Consider the following 14,546-nt stretch of genomic DNA (forward strand, 5'->3'; position numbering starts at 1 on the left):
GACTTGCTTCGCAATATGATAATTTTGTTCATGTCAGATTAGCCATGTCAGGATATATTATGCAGCCAAACGCCAATACGGTTAGAATCTCGCCTGTCTAAAATAAATGGGCGAGAGCATGAACGCAACAAGCAACACTGGATTGACTCCACAGCAATTATTTGAAAACAACCGCAATTGGGCTGCTGCCATCACAGCAAAAGATGCTGATTTTTTCAAGAAGCTGGCAGCACAGCAAAGCCCCGAATACTTATGGATAGGCTGCTCCGACAGCCGCGTTCCAGCGAATGAATTACTGGGCCTCTTGCCTGGTGAATTATTCGTCCACCGCAATATCGCCAATGTCGTCGTTCACTCTGACTTGAATTGCCTGTCTGTATTGCAATTCGCGATTGACGTACTGGGTGTCAAGCACATCATCATTTGTGGCCATTATGGTTGCTCGGGTGTACATGCCGCATTGACCAAACGCCGTGTTGGTCTGGCCGACAACTGGCTGCGCCATGTGCAGGATGTACATCAAAAGCATGAAAAATACCTGGGCGAGGCACTGTCTTTGCAACAACAAAGCGAACGCCTGTGCGAATTGAATGTCATCGAACAAGTCGTCAACCTCTGTCAGACCACGATCGTGCAAGACGCCTGGGACCGTGGCCAGCAATTAACCGTGCATGGTTGGGTATATGGCTTGCGCGATGGTTTGCTTAGTGAATTGGGCATGACCGTCAGCTCTGCCGATGAACTGGCTCCGCATCTGGAAGCCAGCCTCGCACGTTACGATTGATGTGACTGTGAAGCTATAACAAGTGCTATAGCAAGTGCATTACTTCATGCACTTGCTTGCGTGGTTTTTGCGGCCAATTGCCTGGTGCAGCATAACCTACCGTGATCAGCATGACCGGGATTTCCGTCTCATGCAGTTCAAACTCACGTGACACTGCCTCCGCATCAAAGCCACTCAGGGCGCAAGACGCCAGGCCCATGCCTTGTGCAGCCAGCATAAGCGTCATCGCTGCCAGTGAAGCTGATCGCAAGGCCTCATCCCTTTGCAGCACCGCATTATTGGTATGGCTTTGCTCTGCCATACCTACCCAGGTGCTGAGCATCGTATCGTCGATGATCCCGGCAGCAACAGCCGGGCGCAAGGCCGGTTCCAGTTGCGTGTGCGCATTCAGCGTGCCGCAGATAATGAAAGTCACCGCAGCATCGCTGACCTTTTGCTGATTAAACGCTGCCGCCTGCAAGCGCTGTTTGGCTTCATCGCTGACAACCGCCAAAAATTTCCAGTTCTGGAAGTTATAGGCAGAGGGTGCCAGCGTTGCCAGGCGCACCAGTTCGCTGATCTCGGCATGGCTGAGCTTGAGGCTGGCTTCATAATGATTGGCAGAGACACGGGACTCGATAATTTCTTGTATGGATGCGTGCATTTTGTTTTCCTTGATGAAGTGAGAGAGATAAAAATTTCAGGCCTGGCTACGCATGCTTTTTTGCACGACGATGACGCTGGCCAGAACGATCAATAAACCCGCCAGTGACATCCCGCGCATGCTTTGACCCAGCACGACCCAGCCCAGGATGACGGCAGTGATAGGGCTTAATAAACCCAGTGAAGACACAGCAACTGGTGACAAACGCGCTATGCCGCGGAACCACAGGCTATAGGCCAGCAAGGCACCAACGATGGACAGGTAGGCATAGCCCAGTATCTGTGTCAGGTTCAGTGCAGGCAGCGGCGCATCCACCAGCAGGCTCAAGGGCAGCAAGATCAAACCACCCAGCAGGAGCTGCCAGCCGGTGAAAGCCAATACCGGCAAACTGCTTTGCCAGCGTCGCGACAAATACGTGCCACCCGCCATACAAATTGCCCCAGCCGCAGCGGCAGCCAGGCCCACGGCATCCATCACCGCAGTGGCCGACAGTAGCAGCGCCGCCATGCCCAGCACCGCAAAGATGCTGGCCGTGATTGCCACTACCGCTGGCCTGCGCCTGTCCATTAACCAGACCATTGCCATAATCAGCAAAGGCTGTATTGAGCCAATCACGGCAGCCATGCCACCAGGCAAACGGTATGCAGCAATGAACAGCAGGGCCTGGAAGAAACCTATGTTCAGCGCAGCCAGTACCAGCAAGCGCCCCCATTCACGCGACAAGGGCAGGCGCTTGCAAAACAGCACCAGCAAAATCCCGCTGGGCAGGCAGCGCAGCAGGGCGGCAGTGAACGGACGGTCCGGCGGCAAGAATTGCGTAGTGACAATATAAGTTGACCCCCAGATGGCAGGTGCCAGGGCAGTCAGTAAAGTATCCAGCCAAAAGCCAAGGCGGGCGAGGTTGGGAGTGGTAGTTGCGGTTTTCATGATAATGTCTTGAGTTCAAGATAAATTATGGTAGCACAAAGTATCTTGATATCAAGATAAATCCCCATGCAGCGTATGGTCTTTCAGCAGGAAGCAAGAGGCCGTAGCGGCCAAATGCCTGAAGCATCAGGGGTAGCGCATATAATGGAAACTTATAAAGAATAAATAATCAGGGAGTAAGCAAGATGGGGGAAAAGACGATGGATGCAGTCGACAAGATACTGGAACAGTGGCGCAATGCCAGGCCAGACCTTGATTGCAGCCCCATGGAAAACATAGGCCGCCTGCGCCGTTGCAGTGACCTGTTGGGGCGTGAACTGGAATCCACCTTCAGCAACTTCGGCATGAGCGCCTGGGAATTCGACATGCTGGCAACACTGCGACGCTCCAGCGCCACTTTTTGCATGAGCCCGACCGACCTGTTCTCGAAACTCATGGTCACCTCCGGCACCATGACCCACAGACTGCAAAAGCTCGAAGCCAGCGGCTGGATACTACGCCTGCAAAACCCCGACGACGCCCGCAGCATGCTGGTGCAATTGACAGATACGGGCAAAGACCTTGTAGATCGTGCGTTGGTCGCTCATGTGGAAAATGAAAGGCGCATCATGTCTGGCTTGGGAGCGGGGGAGTTGAAACGTTTGAATGAGGGGTTGAGGGCGATGTTGGCGGTGTTGGAGAAGGTTGAAGGGTAATGGTAAAAAATTTAGTTTGTGTGATTATCAGAACCTAGTCGCACGGATGCTCATTGCAATGGGATAATCGTAGGGCGCAATATATTGCGCCGTATGTATGCGCCGCAGACGACACAAATATTTACCGCGTAACCTTTGAGCACCATGCGGTGCATTGCAATGCGCCCTACGTTACGGCGATGGTGGAAAGTGAGCTATGCGGGCGACACGCAAAGTTAATTGCACCCCGCCCCATTACCAATCAAAGAATACCGTTCTCCCGATAAGGTTCATTCTTTTCAACGCGGTCATAAGACAAGCGCGACAAATCTATTGTCTCTTGATGTCCCTTGACTATCATCTCGGCAATTGCGCGGCCAGCGGCTGGGGCGTGCATCATGCCGTGGCCGGAGAATCCGGCGGAGACGTAGAAATTGTCAAAGTGTCCATTCCAGTTACCAATAATGGGATTGCCGTCCAGCTCGCATTGTTCGTACAGGCCTGACCATGTGCGGTGGCATTTTGTGCCTTCAAATGCGGTAGGGAAGCGGTGTGCCAGTGCTGGCCAGACCACGCGCTCAAAATAGTCATGATCAACATCGAAATTGAAACCGCGTGGCTCATCAGAATTGACCAGGCCGCCTGAATAGCCTACACCTTCGGGGCGAAACGCCAGGCGATTGCTGTCTTTGACGTAGGGTAGTGCTTCTATCTTGTTTTGGCCTGTGAAGTAATGCTCAAAGCGGCGTAGCGGGCTGACAGGTAAATGCATGCCTATCATGTCGCAGATCTGGCTGGCCCATGGGCCAGCAGCGTTGACAAAGTAGTCGGCACTGACTACTCGCTTGCTGGCTAAAACGGCGCTGGTCACAGCATGCTTGCTGGAGTTCAGTCCTGCGACTTTGTCCTGTATGTAATCTACCCCCAGCGAACGCGCCTTCTTGCGCATACCTTGCAAGAAGCTGGACGGGTCACACCAGCCATCGCGCGGGGAATATGCCCCACCGTCAAGATCATCGACATTCATTGATGGAAAATGCTTGAGTAATCCCTGGCGATCGAGCAGATGAATTTCTGCACCAAGTGCGGTTTGTATTTTTTCATTTTCTTCAATGACGCGCAGATGCTCACCCTGGACGATGAACAGATAGCCTTGCTCCTTCCAGTCAATAGGCGCAAGCTCGCCATTGATGCCCATCTCTGTAGGAAATGCCTTGATGAAATCAATGCTGAAGTTCGACATCTGGATATTTTCCGGGCATGAGAACAAGCGCCTGGCACCACCAGATGCACGGACTGTCGATGCAAATTCATAGGTAGGGTCTGGTTCTATCACCGCAATCTTCATGTCCGGGCTGGTCTTCTTCAGGAAGTAAGCCGTGCATGAACCGATGATGGCCCCGCCTATGATCACGGCGTCATAATGAGTTTTTTCTGTAGTGTCCATTGCCATCCCTGTCGGAGAAAATTTTGCCTGCCTGCAGCCCAAACCCAGGCGATGAAAAATTGTATCTTAAATTGGATCCAATAATGTATAATTTTTGTGTTGATAAAAAATACCAAAAATTGAGCGCTTATGAACAAGCCTACGTCAGACCAGATCAGCTCTTCACTGAAAAAGAATATTTATGATGGGGTGCTCTCAGCAGGCGTGCCTTTGAAGCAGGAAGAACTGGCTGAGCAATTTGGCGTCAGCCGCATCCCTATCCGTGAAGCACTCAAGAAGCTGGAGGCAGAAGGGTTGGTCAAGCATGAGCCCAATAAAGGTGCTGTGGTCACCACACATTCAATACCAGAGATTATCGAGATGCTGGATATACGCATAGGCCTGGAGACCAGGGCATTAAGATTAGCCATGCCCAGGCTGACGTCGGATCATCTCGACAGTTGCCAGGCCATACTTGAGCGATATGACCAGGCCAGCAAGCCCAGTGTCTGGTCTGCACTGAATCTTGAGTTTCATCTGACACTGTATAGCGCCGCTGGCAAACCGCGCCTGCTCAGGATGATAGAAGACCTGGTACTGGGGACGCAGCGCTACACCAGAATTTATATCTCCCATGTCGTGGGAAGAGAACAGCCGCAACGCGAGCATTATGCGCTTCTCGATGCATTGCGTGCCGGTGATGAAGGTAAAGCCATCAGACTACTGGAAGGGCACATTGCGCATACACAACAAGCGATTCTGGCTGCTCAGGATGATTGATTTGAATCCTTCTGCGATTTTTAAGCTAATGAACTTTGCACAGTTCATTCCTTCGCAATTGCCGTGACGTAAGGCGCATTGCAATGCGCCTTACAACGTAAAAATGTTCATACGCAAGTAGATTGTTTTGAATGCAGAAGTTCAGCATGCGTTCGCATCAAGCCACGCCGTAATACCCCAAAAACATCCCCGCCGTCAGTTCTATCAACACTTTTTGCTGCGGCTCTTCCAGCATCGGCTGCCCCATCGCCACCTGCGGCCAGAAGGCCAGGGACTTGAGCTGGCCTTGCAGCATGTCGCCCATGAAATAGGGGTCGCCAGCTTTTAACTTGCCGTCGGCCTGTGCCGCCCTGATCCAGGCGACGATGCCTTCTTCGCGCTTGCTCATGCGTTCGACCATGTCGCGGGCGCGGTCCGGGGTGTGTATGGTGGCGGCAACGGCGACGCGGACGAGGTCGATGAAGTTGGTGTCGCTCATCAGGCGCATCTTGTTGCCAAGGAAAGTTTCCAGCTGTTCGCGCAGGTTTTTATCGGCCTGATAGCGAAAATCATCCTGAGAAACTGCGCTTTGCCACAATTTTAACAATATTGCGGCGAACAAATCGTCTTTACTAGGGAAGTGGTTGTACACCGTTCGTTTGGAGACGATGGCCGTGGCGGCGATCTTGTCCATGCTGGTTGCATCGAAACCATTGAGGCGAAATTCATGAATGGCTGCCTGCAAGATGGCTTCGCGTTTGCGGTCGGTCTGGCGTACGGGTTCTGACATTTTGTAATTTTATTATCTGATGTGCTGGTTGAGCCTGTCTGGCTGCGATAAAAGAATTTTACACTAAGTAGTTTACTTTTTCAGATTTAGAAACTACACTGTGTAGTGTAATATTTCAGTGCAGTAATCAGCTTCGTAAGCATTTTATTAATTATGCCCCGACTTTCGCGGTTTGTATTCAGTCTCTTCATGACAGGAGTGTTGATCACCATGGCCTATGTTTCTTACCCCAGCAATGCCCAGAATTTGCCTGTAGTTATGTCTGCAGTGGCACCGGCAGCCCAGGCTGACACGCAAGCGCCTGCTTCAGCGGGTGGTTTTGTCAATGACAAAGAAATGCGCGAGCCTGGTCTTTGGGGAAACCTGAAAATCATGTGGAAGTTTTTCTTCGATAAACCAAAAGACACGGTGCCTGGCGGCAGCATCCCCGTGTTTGACCTGACTCAAGAGCAGTTGCTGGCCGCACCGGATAACACACTCTATCGTCTTGGTCATTCAACCATGCTGATGAAATTGCAGGGTGAATTCTGGCTGACTGACCCGGTGTTTTCTGAGCGTGCCTCACCATTCCAATGGATGGGACCAAAACGTTTTCACCAGCCACCGATCAGCATTGCTGACCTGCCACCTATCAAGGGCATCATCCTGTCGCATGATCATTATGATCACCTTGATTACGCCGCTATCCTGCAACTGGCGAAAAAAACTGAGCATATCCTGACACCGACAGGTGTGGGTGATCGCCTCATCAAATGGGGTATAGATGCAAACAAAATCCAGCAATTGGGTTGGTGGCAAAGCACCTGGATCAATGGCACGCAGTTTGTCGCCACACCTGCCCAGCATTTTTCTGGCCGTGGCTTGCATGACCGTGACCAGACCCTGTGGACATCCTGGAGCATACTGACACCTGAGCTGAAAATATTTTTCAGCGGCGATACCGGCTACTTCAAAGGCTTTAAAGAGATAGGTGACAAATACGGTCCTTTTGACCTGACGATGATAGAAACCGGTGCCTATAACAAGATGTGGCCTGATGTGCATATGCAGCCAGAGCAATCGCTGCAGGCCCATATCGATTTGCGTGGCAAAACCATGCTGCCTATCCATAACGGCACCTTTGATTTATCTTTGCATAGCTGGTTCGAGCCGTTTGAACGCATCGTTGCACTGGCCAAACAGCATGATGTCAGGATCAGTACGCCGCAGATGGGTGAAGAGGTTGACATCGCCGAACCGCAAACCGGCAAGCGCTGGTGGCTGTTCCCCATGGCGCAGGCCAGCAAACCTGTGTCTTTACAGTCTGTGCTTGCAGACTGAGCTGGTTGCATGAATGTGGCTTGAATGCGGCATGGCCAGGTTGTTGACTAGCGTTTCTGTAGTTGAGAACCTGGCCTTACTTTACTATCGGTAAAGCCGCACCTACCAATACAAACAGCGTTCCGCAAGCGCGGTTAAAGCGTTTCTCGCCACGTTCCAGCCAGGGGCGTATCTGGTGGGCCAGCCTGGCCAGCAGGCATTCGACTACAAATTCCATGCCTGCAAATGTCGCCGTCATGATCAGAAATTGCGGTAACAGCGGCTGTTGCATGTCAATAAACTGGGGCAGGAAAGCGCCATAAAACAAGAGTACTTTTGGGTTCGCAATGGCAGTCAGCAAGCCAGTGCGGAACAGGCTGAGCCCGGATGCTGCACCGGCGCTTCCCGTGAGTGCCAGGCGCAGCGCAGGGGCGCGCCATAACTGTATACCAAGCCAGACCAGGTAAAGCCCGCCGCCTATCTTCAATACAAGCAAGGCATGTGAAGAAGCCTGCAGCAAGGCACCCAGGCCAAACATGGACAAGGCAATCAAACAGGTAAAACCCACCACGCCGCCTGTGATGGTCCACACCGCTTTTCTTGCGCCATACATCGCGCCATGTGTCATCGCGAGCAAGCCATTCGGCCCCGGTGTAATCGATAAGCCCAATACTGCAATCGCGTAAATAATCCAGGTATGCAAAGCCATGTGTTCTCCCGTTTTCTATGCGATCAGTGTAGACAATACGATGTCTTGTGAATGGTATTATATGGACTTAATAAGGTAAATTATGGACATATAGCATATGCATACTGAAACTACTGTGGCAGACATACGCATACTGATTATGCCTTTGCCCGAATTTGCGCTACTGCCGTTTGGAGGGTTTCTGGACAAGCTGCGCTTTACCGCAGACGAGGCAGACTACAGTCGCCAGCGGTATTGCACATGGCATGTCCTGGGTCTTAATGCTGGCAGTGTCAAATCAAGCAGCGGGATTGACATACAGGTACAGATCACGCCTGCAGAAATTAATTATGCGGACTTTGATTATCTGGTGGTATTTGGTGGAAGAAATGCCAAGGCGACACAGGCACTGGCACCACGCTATAAAGATATCCTGCGCAAGGCGGCAGGACACGGTGTCAAACTGGTCTGCATTGATAACGCATGTTTTCTGCTTGCTGCCTGTGGTTTGTTGTCTGGTCATAAGGTCGCACTGCACTGGCGGCATGAAGCAGAATTTCGCGCTTCATTCCCACGCATAGAAGTTGTGAGCGAGCAGATGTATTGCTTTGATGGAGACCGCATTTCATGTGCCGGTGGCACGGCGGCAATAGACCTTGCAGTAGAAATACTGGCGCGTGCCTGTGGCCGCAACCGTGCCTTGAAAGGACTGGCTGACATGCTGGTTGATGAGGCCCGCAGCAGCGGTCATCAACTGCGTTCATTGGATATCGAGGCTACAACAGGTCGTCACACAGGCCGCGCCATCGCCCTGATGCGCAGCTTGCTCAGCTCAAGTAAGACGACAGATGAACTTGCCAGCATGGTCGGCATCAGCAGGCGACAACTGGATCGCCTGTTCCTGGTCAGCCATGGTATGACAGCGAAAAATTACTGGAACGAAGTACGCTTGCAACATGTGAAATGGCGCTTGCTTAATTCCAGCCATAGCCTTGCGACAATTGCAGATGAAGCAGGTATTTCTGATGTCAGTTATCTTGGGAAGATATTCCGTAAGCGGTTTGGGGAAACACCGGCTCAATTCCGAAAAACATCACCAGGTGCTCTTACAATACTCTAAGCATGCGGGTGGATTTTAATTAACAGATACATGTCCAGGTAAGCCGTGACGTAGAGCGCATTACAATGTGCCCTACAGTATCTATTTTTTACCATCGCCAGGCATTTCCTGTTTTTCCTGCTTCAGGGCTGCCGGATAAAGTCCACCAACTCCAGTGTCTTCTGATCCGGCTTAGGTGTAAAAAAGCTGACCACCAGCATGGTAATAAAACCTGCCGGTACGCCGAATACACCTGCCGATATCGGGGCGATGCTGAACCACTGGTTAGCAGGGTTGCCGCCGAATAAGGGGTGAGTGGACAGCATGTAAAACACGCAAACCACAAAGCCGGTAACCATGCCGCAGATGGCCCCCTGGCGGTTGGCGCGCTTCCAGAATATGCCCAGTACCAGGCAAGGGAATAAGGCCGATGCAGCCACAGAGAACGCAGCGCCGACCAGCGACAAAATATCGGCAGGCTTGAGTGAGGCCACATAGGCCGCCACCAGTGCCACTACCAGTAACAGCAGTTTGGATATCGTCACCCTCTTTTGCGTGGAGGCTTGCGGATCTATGATTTTGTAATAAATGTCGTGCGACAGTGAATTCGATATCGTCAACAGCAAGCCGTCGGCGGTAGACAGCGCAGCCGCCAGTCCACCGGCCGCCACCAGCGCAGACACCACATAGGGTAGCCCGGCAATCTCGGGCGTGGCCAGTACGACGATGTCACCATCCAGCACGATCTCGGCCAGCTGGACTATGCCATCATGGTTGATGTCGGTGATATTCACCAGTGGATTGATGCGGTCTATATTCGCCCAATAAGTGACCCAGGCGGGCAGTTTGGAGAATTCACTGCCGACCAGGGAATTATAGATATCGTACTTGACCAGTATCGCCAGCGCCGGGATGGTGATGTAGAGCAGCATGATAAAGAACAGCGACCAGAATACCGAGTCTCGGCTTTCCTTGACCGTGGGTGTTGTGTAATAACGCACCAGCACATGGGGCAGGGCGGCTGTGCCCATCATCAGGCAAAGCACCAGTGCCATGAAATTATTGCGTTTGTTGTCCGACTCATTCTTGTCTTTTGCGGCATACGGCGTGTACTTGGAAAAACTGGGTTGCGACTTGCCCAGGTAATTATTACGTATCTCGCTCCAGCGGTTTTGTGCTTCTTGCGGTGTCTTGGGATAATTCGCCAGCACCCGGCTGGCTGCCTTGATATCCAGCAGCGAGGCATTACCTGACTTTAATTCTTCCAGCTTATGCTGCAATTCGAAGCGGCCTTCCTCCCAGGATTGTGGCAGTTGTTGTATTTTCTTTTGTAATTCGTCGGCGCGCTGACGGTAGATGGCCCTGACTTCTTTTTCTCTTGCATCTGACTCAAAGCTTTTTTCCTTGTTGACCAACTCAGGCAACACTGAGCCATACGATAGTGGGGCAACCGGGTTGTTGGTGTGTTTGACCGACAACCACGCCACCGGGATCAAAAACGCGATGATGATGATGATGTATTGCGCCACCTGGGTCCAGGTCACTGCCCGCATGCCACCAAGGAAAGAACACACCAGGATGCTGGCCAGACCCAGGAAGATACCAACAGAAAAATCTACACCGGTAAAGCGCGAAGTGATCAGGCCCACACCATAAATTTGCGCCACCACATAAATGAAAGAGATAAAGACGGTGGCAAACACGGCGATGATCCTGACCATATTATTCTCAGGCGTACCAGCAAAGCGTGCACCCAAAAAGTCAGGAATCGTGTATTGACCAAACTTGCGCAGATAGGGTGCGATCAGCATCGCCACCAGGCAAAAACCACCAGTCCAGCCTATGATGTAGGCAAGGCCATCAAACCCCTGTAAATACAAGCCACCAGCCAGACTTAAAAAACTGGCGGCAGACATCCAGTCGGCCGCCGTTGCCATGCCATTGAAGACGGCAGGCACACGCCGCCCTGCGACATAATACTCACTGATGTCGGATGTGCGGCTGACCACACCTATGCCTGCGTACAGCACGATGGTGGCGAACATGAACAGATAACCTATCCATGCACGCGGCACGCCTTCTTTTTCCAGTATCGCCAGGCTGATCAGGAAGATGAAAAACAGCAGGGTGTACCACAGGTAGTACAGCGTCAATCTTTGGGTAAAGCGTTTTTGTGGCATGTGATCAGCCCCCCGTGTGCCGGCGGCCTATCCAGCCCATGCCTAGAGAATAGATGACCAGTATCAAGACAAAGCTCAGCGTCAATCCCTGTGCTGCCATGTAGAAAGAAAACGGCCAGCCAAAGAAAACCAGGGTTGACAATTCACGTGCAAAGAACAGCATGCTGAAACACAGTGCACCCCAGCAGCACAGCAGGCTTACCGTCAGTCTTTTGGTATGACGCCAGTATTGTTTGCTGACACTGCCAGCCAACTCAGGTGCATCGTTCATGACAGGCCCTCCATGGCAAGTTCATCAAAAGGATTTAGCTGGAAAGAAATGCGGAATACGCAACCGGGATAAGCCGGGTCTTGTGGCTGGGGATTGTCGAGTATGTCTATCCTGGCATCGTGCTGGCTGGCGATTTCGCGCACGATGGCCAGGCCCAGGCCACTGCCCTGCACATTAGTACCCAGGATGCGGTAAAAGCGTTCAAACACACGTTCTCTTTCTGCCTTTGGTATGCCTGGGCCATTGTCTTCCACCTCCAGTATCGCCAGTGCCTGGTCATGATCTATACGCACCCGCACTGTCACACTATGGTCTTGTGGGGTGTAACGCAAGGCATTGTCGATCAGGTTGCTGAGCATTTCGCGCAGCATCAGCGGGCTGCCAAAAATCAGCACGGCATTTTTATCCTGCTCAAATCCCAGGTCTATCTTTTTACTGAAAGAAGCCTGTATCCAGTCTTGTACCACATTGCGTGCCAATATGTTCAAGTCTATCTGTTCGCGTGGTTGATTGGTCGGTGCCAGGTTTTCTGCGCGGGCCAGTGTCAGCAGCTGGTTGACCAGGCGTGTGGCGGCTTCTGAACTGGTGGCCAGTTGTGTCAGTGACTGATGTATTTCTTTCTGGTCAGTTTGCCGCAAAGCCAGTTCTGACTGCATGCGCATACCGGCCAGCGGTGTCTTCATTTGGTGCGCAGCATCGGCAATAAAGCGCTTCTGGATGGCGATGGTTTGCGCCAGTCGCTCCAGCATTTCATTGAGTGATTTAACGAGGGGCGTGATTTCTTCCGGCACATGGCGTGAATCAATGGGGCTTAGATCATCTGGCCTGCGTGCGCGTATTCTCTGCTGCAGTTCCACAAGTGGAGAGAGGCCACGGGTCAGCGCAAACCAGACCAGTGCCAGAGCAATAGGCAGGATGATGAATTGCGGCAGGATCACACCCTTGATGATTTCATTCGCCAGCAGTGCACGTTTTTCCAGCGTCTCGGCTACCTGCACCAACGCCAGATGCGGGTCTTTGAGTGAATCTTTGTGCGAATCTTTATTAGGACCGCGCTTGCCAGTCTTGTTGAGGTCAATATAGCTATACGCAATGCGGATATCGATGCCGCGCAAAACGGCATTTCTTAATTGCACTGTGCCGGTCAGTGGTTTTTCTTCTTCTGTCGGCATGGGCAAGTCACGGTCCCCATCAATGACTTCGCCTTTGGCATTCTTGATCTGGAAATAAATATTGTCGAGGTCATCGGCCCGCAAAATGTCACGTGCCGGATTGCTGAGCTGGGTGATGATCTGGCCATCTATTTCTTTGACTTGCTGCGACAGCACCAGCACATTGTCTTCCAGCGCGCGGTCGAAGGGCTGGTTGGCAATGGACTTTGCCACCAGATAAGTGATGGCAATGCTCATGGGCCACAAGAGCAAGAGCGGGGCCAGCATCCAGTCAAGGATTTCACCAAACAACGAGCGCTGAATTTTTTCTTCAGGCTGCTTGCCCGCCGTGCTGTCAGGCGCTGTTGCGTCGCTGTCGGCACTGCCTGGCTGTTGACTCATTTTTGTTCAGGATTTGCAGGGGCTGCGGTTGTCGTCGCTGTTGCGACTGTTGCCGCTGATGTTGCAGGCGTGGCAGGAACAAAGAATTTTTCCAGGCAATAACCAAGTCCGCGCACCGTGGCGATGCGCACGCCGTCAATTTCTATTTTCTTGCGCAAGCGGTGTACATACACTTCAATGGCATTATTGCTGACCTCTTCACCCCATTCGCACAGGTGATCGACCAACTGTTCTTTCGAGACCAGCCGCCCGGTACGCTGCAGCAGTACTTCCAGCAAACCCAGTTCACGTGCCGATAAATCCAGCATCTGTTCATGGATATAGGCGATACGCCCGACCTGGTCATAGGTCAGTGGCCCATGCTTGATCACAGTTGGCCCGCCGCCCGCACCACGCCGTGTCAGCGCCCGCACACGTGCTTCCAGTTCAGACAGGGCAAAGGGCTTGGCCATGTAGTCATCAGCACCCAGATCCAGGCCCTTGACCCTTTGCTCTACAGAATCTGCCGCTGTCAAAATCAACACCGGCAAACGCGAATTACGCGCCCGTAGACGGCGCAGGACTTCTGGCCCGCTTAATTTGGGCAGGCCCAGGTCGAGAATCAGCAAATCAAAATCCTGGGTGGTCAGCGCGGTATCCGCTGCCTCCCCGTCATTAACACAGTCAGTGGCATAGCCAGATTGCCTGAGCGAACGGGTGAGCCCGTCGGCCAGGACACTGTCGTCTTCTGCTAGCAAAATACGCATGATGAATTCGTTTTACGGTAGTTTGTCTCTGTTATCGGATGCCAGCATACAGGGAATTGACTTTGCCCGGCTGCATCTCTTTCTATTTTGGCACGCTGCTGAGATTTGCGCTGCATGCAGGGTCAACTTTAACCCAATATGAAGGATTTTCTGGGATTGGGTGGGGATATATTTGTGCCAGGGCAAGGAATTGTCGTTGAGGGGCATCAAGCGGGAGAATTTGATACGGGTTTTTGTTGGCTGGCTGTTATCCGAGCCAAGCTTGCAAATTGATTCGTGACTTTAATGGCGTCGCTCCAGTGTGTTTTTGGCTGGAGGTTACCGGGTTGGCGCTCCAGTGGCGCTGGTTATCTTGCCGTACTTTGATTAAAACGATTGCGCTTCGTCGAACCAAGCCGGGTCTCGGCCCGGCAGCCGAAATACTTTCTTTGTGTCGCCAAAGAACGTATTCAAAGAAAGGCGACCCAGGCGTCGCCGCCCCTGCGGGGTTCCCGTTTGTGCAGTACAAAAAATGGGAAAGTCCGAAAACTCGCCTGCGGCTCAAACATCGGCCTTTCTCTTTCCATTTTCTGTACCGCACAAACGGCGGCTACACATGGGAACTGCGAAAGTCAAAAGCAACTGCAAAATCCAAACCCAAACCCAAACCCAAACCCAAACCCAAACCCAAACCCAAACCCAAACCCAAACCCAAACCCAAACCCAAA

The 14,546-nt window shown here is 52.1% G+C and carries 14 protein-coding genes; 5 read left to right on the top strand and 9 right to left on the bottom strand.

The annotated features are described in order from the left end of the window. Nucleotides 1-118 precede the first annotated feature (118 nt). A complete protein-coding gene (gene can / locus AC07OI_RS11665) occupies nt 119-784 on the top strand; it encodes a carbonate dehydratase (protein WP_492702069.1) in 666 nt (221 codons plus the stop codon). A 25-nt stretch (nt 785-809) separates the two neighbouring features. Here can and AC07OI_RS11670 read toward each other — a convergent pair whose 3' ends face one another. Together AC07OI_RS11670 and AC07OI_RS11675 are read right to left on the bottom strand one after the other, a co-directional pair. Continuing rightward, nucleotides 810-1,427 (bottom strand): nitroreductase family protein, encoded by a 618-nt coding sequence (locus tag AC07OI_RS11670; RefSeq protein WP_495257334.1) that lies wholly within the window; start codon nt 1,425-1,427, stop codon nt 810-812. Nucleotides 1,428-1,463: 36 nt separating this feature from the next. Next, nucleotides 1,464-2,354 carry an EamA family transporter gene (locus AC07OI_RS11675; RefSeq protein ID WP_495257335.1) on the bottom strand — a complete coding sequence of 297 codons (891 nt, stop codon included), beginning with the start codon at nt 2,352-2,354 and terminating at the stop codon, nt 1,464-1,466. Between the two features lie 200 nt (nt 2,355-2,554). On the opposite strand from AC07OI_RS11675, the gene AC07OI_RS11680 reads away from it, so the two are divergent. Continuing rightward, nucleotides 2,555-3,049: a MarR family winged helix-turn-helix transcriptional regulator gene (locus AC07OI_RS11680; RefSeq protein WP_495257336.1), complete on the top strand. Its 495-nt coding sequence runs from the start codon at nt 2,555-2,557 to the stop codon at nt 3,047-3,049. Between the two features lie 241 nt (nt 3,050-3,290). Here the strand turns inward: AC07OI_RS11680 and AC07OI_RS11685 are convergent, their stop codons facing one another. Further along, a complete protein-coding gene (locus AC07OI_RS11685; protein ID WP_495257337.1) occupies nt 3,291-4,475 on the bottom strand; it encodes an NAD(P)/FAD-dependent oxidoreductase in 1,185 nt (394 codons plus the stop codon). A gap of 129 nt (nt 4,476-4,604) precedes the next feature. On the opposite strand from AC07OI_RS11685, the gene AC07OI_RS11690 reads away from it, so the two are divergent. Further along, nucleotides 4,605-5,234, top strand: coding sequence for a GntR family transcriptional regulator (locus tag AC07OI_RS11690; RefSeq protein WP_495257338.1), 630 nt, complete (start codon nt 4,605-4,607; stop codon nt 5,232-5,234). A 157-nt stretch (nt 5,235-5,391) separates the two neighbouring features. Here AC07OI_RS11690 and AC07OI_RS11695 read toward each other — a convergent pair whose 3' ends face one another. Beyond that, nucleotides 5,392-6,003, bottom strand: a complete 612-nt coding sequence (locus AC07OI_RS11695) for a TetR/AcrR family transcriptional regulator (RefSeq protein WP_422972275.1) — start codon at nt 6,001-6,003, stop codon at nt 5,392-5,394. Between the two features lie 258 nt (nt 6,004-6,261). Between AC07OI_RS11695 and AC07OI_RS11700 the strand changes: the two genes are divergently transcribed. After that, entirely contained in the window at nt 6,262-7,323 is a 1,062-nt protein-coding gene (locus AC07OI_RS11700; protein WP_495257581.1) for an MBL fold metallo-hydrolase, read from the top strand. Nucleotides 7,324-7,399: 76 nt separating this feature from the next. Here the strand turns inward: AC07OI_RS11700 and AC07OI_RS11705 are convergent, their stop codons facing one another. Next, nucleotides 7,400-8,011, bottom strand: coding sequence for a LysE family translocator (locus tag AC07OI_RS11705; RefSeq protein WP_495257339.1), 612 nt, complete (start codon nt 8,009-8,011; stop codon nt 7,400-7,402). Between the two features lie 97 nt (nt 8,012-8,108). Here AC07OI_RS11705 and AC07OI_RS11710 point away from each other — a divergent pair, with 97 nt between their 5' ends. Next, complete coding sequence (locus tag AC07OI_RS11710) at nt 8,109-9,110, top strand: GlxA family transcriptional regulator (RefSeq protein ID WP_495257340.1); 1,002 nt, start codon at nt 8,109-8,111, stop codon at nt 9,108-9,110. 122 nt (nt 9,111-9,232) lie between these two features. Here the strand turns inward: AC07OI_RS11710 and AC07OI_RS11715 are convergent, their stop codons facing one another. From AC07OI_RS11715 to AC07OI_RS11730, 4 genes are read right to left on the bottom strand one after another with little or no spacing between them, the layout of a single operon-like run. Continuing rightward, a complete protein-coding gene (locus AC07OI_RS11715) occupies nt 9,233-11,269 on the bottom strand; it encodes a sodium:solute symporter family protein (protein ID WP_495257341.1) in 2,037 nt (678 codons plus the stop codon). Nucleotides 11,270-11,273: 4 nt separating this feature from the next. Continuing rightward, nucleotides 11,274-11,540: a DUF4212 domain-containing protein gene (locus AC07OI_RS11720; RefSeq protein WP_495257342.1), complete on the bottom strand. Its 267-nt coding sequence runs from the start codon at nt 11,538-11,540 to the stop codon at nt 11,274-11,276. Beyond that, nucleotides 11,537-13,093 (bottom strand): sensor histidine kinase, encoded by a 1,557-nt coding sequence (locus AC07OI_RS11725; RefSeq protein WP_495257343.1) that lies wholly within the window; start codon nt 13,091-13,093, stop codon nt 11,537-11,539. The genes AC07OI_RS11720 and AC07OI_RS11725 overlap by 4 nt, the downstream gene beginning before the upstream one ends. Next, complete coding sequence (locus AC07OI_RS11730; RefSeq protein ID WP_495257344.1) at nt 13,090-13,839, bottom strand: response regulator; 750 nt, start codon at nt 13,837-13,839, stop codon at nt 13,090-13,092. The genes AC07OI_RS11725 and AC07OI_RS11730 overlap by 4 nt, the downstream gene beginning before the upstream one ends. Nucleotides 13,840-14,546 lie beyond the last annotated feature (707 nt).

The sequence above is a fragment of the Undibacterium sp. GW821-FHT07F11 genome, from assembly GCF_059418665.1.